General features: G+C 66.0%; 1 protein-coding gene. It reads left to right on the top strand.

Annotation, left to right across the window (positions count from 1 at the left end; all coding sequences use genetic code 11):
• Positions 1 to 2406, top strand: a 2406-nt coding sequence (locus G474_RS23815) for a beta strand repeat-containing protein (protein ID WP_026688105.1), incomplete at both ends; no start/stop codon positions are given.

Raw genomic sequence — 2406 nt, 5'->3', positions numbered from 1 at the left:
GCCGTGGTGGTCGCCGACACGACCGGGAACGGCATCACCGTCAGCAACGTGGCCGTTCCCACCATCACCAGCGCCACTTACGACTACAGCAGCAACACCCTGGTGGTCACCGGCACCGGCTTCCTCAAGTACACGGGAGCCGCCAACGACATCGACATCTCCAAGCTCAGCATCACCGGGGCTGGCGGTGCCAGCTATACCTTGAGCAGCGCAGTGGATGTGGAACTGGATTCCGCCACCCAGTTCAGCATCGTCCTCTCCGGCGCCGATCTCACCAGCGTCGAAGCCCTGTTCGATCAGAACGGCAGCAGCTCCCGGGGCGGCACCTCCTACAACCTGGCTGCCGCCGAGGACTGGATTCCTGGGGCTGCCCCGGCCGAGACGGTGGCCGACCTGAGCGGCAACGGTATCACCGTCAGCAATTGGGCCGCACCCACGCTTACCAGCGCCACCTACGATATTGCCACCGGAACCCTGGTGCTGAGCGGCAGCAATTTCGTCAGCAGCAGTGGCGCCGGCAATGACATCGTGGCCAGCAAGCTCACCCTCACCGGCCAGGACGGAAGCAGCTACACCCTGACCAACACGGCCGACGTGGACATCAGCTCGGCCACTGCCGCGACCCTGACCCTGTCGGCCACCGACCAGGCCAACCTCCTGGGGCTGCTCAACAAGAACGGTAGCAGCGCCGGGGACGGTACCACCTACAACCTGGCGGCCGCTGACGACTGGATGGCCGGCAGCCCGGCTGCAGCCAACATTGCCGACCTGACGGGTAATGGCATCACCGTGTCCAACGTGGCCACCCCCAGCATCACCAGCGCCACTTACGACTCCGACAGCGGCGTGCTCTCGGTCACAGGCAGCAACCTGTTCGGCAAACCGGGGGCTGCCAACGATATCGTCGTTTCCAAGCTCACCCTCACCGGGGGCACGGGCAACGCCAGCTACACCCTGACCAGTGGCAGCAATGTGGAGATCAACTCGGCCACCAGCTTCAGCATCACCCTCTCCGGAGCGGACAAAACGGCCGTGGATGCCCTCCTCGACCAATTAGGCACCACCTCCTCGGGCGGCTCCACCTACAACCTGGCCGCCGCCGACGACTGGCTCGCCGCCGCCGACAGCTCGGCCAACATCGCCGACGGGGTCAATGCGGTCACGGTCTCCGTCACCCCCCAGATTGCTTCCGCCACCTACGACGCAGCCACCGGCGTGCTGGTGGTGACCGGCACCAACATGCAGGCCAACGGGGCTGGCGCGGATGTGACGGTGAGTAAGCTCACCCTGACCGGCGAAGGCGGTGCCACCTACACCCTGACCTCCCCCGACGTGGAGCTGGATTCCGTCTCCCAGTTCACGGTGAGCCTCAATGGCGCCGACAGAGCCGCAGTCAACCAGATCCTCAACAAGGCCGGCACCACTTCCACCGGCGGCACCACCTTCAACCTCGCTGCCGCTGACGACTGGAACACCAACCTGACGGCCGGCGATACCGCCAACACTATCAACGGGGTCACCGTCTCCAACCCGGACACCCCCAGCATCACCAGCGCCACCTACGACGCCGGCACCGGGGTGCTCGCCGTCACCGGCACCGGCTTCCTCAAACTCTCGGGGGCCGGCAACGACATCGATGTGGCCAAGCTCACCCTCACGGGGGAGGGCGGCGCCACCTACACGCTCACCACCGGCAGCGTCGAGATCACCAACGGCACCAGCTTCAGCATCACCCTGAATGCCACCGACAAGGCTGCCATCAACCAGATGCTCAACAAGGACGGCACCGACTCCACCGGCGGCACCACCTACAACCTGGCCGCCGCCGAGGACTGGGCCGCCGGCGCCGCCGCTGCCGTGGTCGTCGCCGACCTGAGCGGCAACGGTGTGACGGTCAGCAATGTGCCGGCACCGACCATCACCAGCGCCACCTACGACGGAAGCACCCACGTGCTCACCGTGACCGGCACCGGCTTCCTGAAACTGGATGGGGCGGCCAATGACATCGACGCGAGCAAATTCACCTTTACCGGAGAAGGAGGAGGCACCCACACCCTGACCGACACGACGGATGTGGACATCAGCTCCGGCACCAGCTTCAGCCTCACCCTGAGTGCCGCAGACAGTGCCGCCGTAGCCCTGCTGCTCAACAAGGCCGGCACCAGCGCCACGGACAGCACCACCTACAACCTGGCCGCCGCCGAAGACTGGGCCGCCGGGGCCGCCGCCGTTGTGAACGTGGAGGATCTGGCGGGCAACGGCATCACGGTCAGTCTGAACAGTGCCCCGACCCTTGGCAACATTCCCGGCGCCACCCAGAGCATCCCGGTCGGCCAGTCCGTCTCCCTGCCCGACTTCACCGTCGCCGATACCAACGGCGATTCCCTCACCCTTACCCTCACCTCT

Origin of the sequence: Azovibrio restrictus DSM 23866, assembly GCF_000429665.1 — a bacterium.
GTDB classification, from domain to species: domain Bacteria; phylum Pseudomonadota; class Gammaproteobacteria; order Burkholderiales; family Rhodocyclaceae; genus Azovibrio; species Azovibrio restrictus.
The sequence above is the reverse complement of the archived record's forward strand: the minus strand, read 5'-3'. Positions and strand labels throughout refer to the sequence as shown.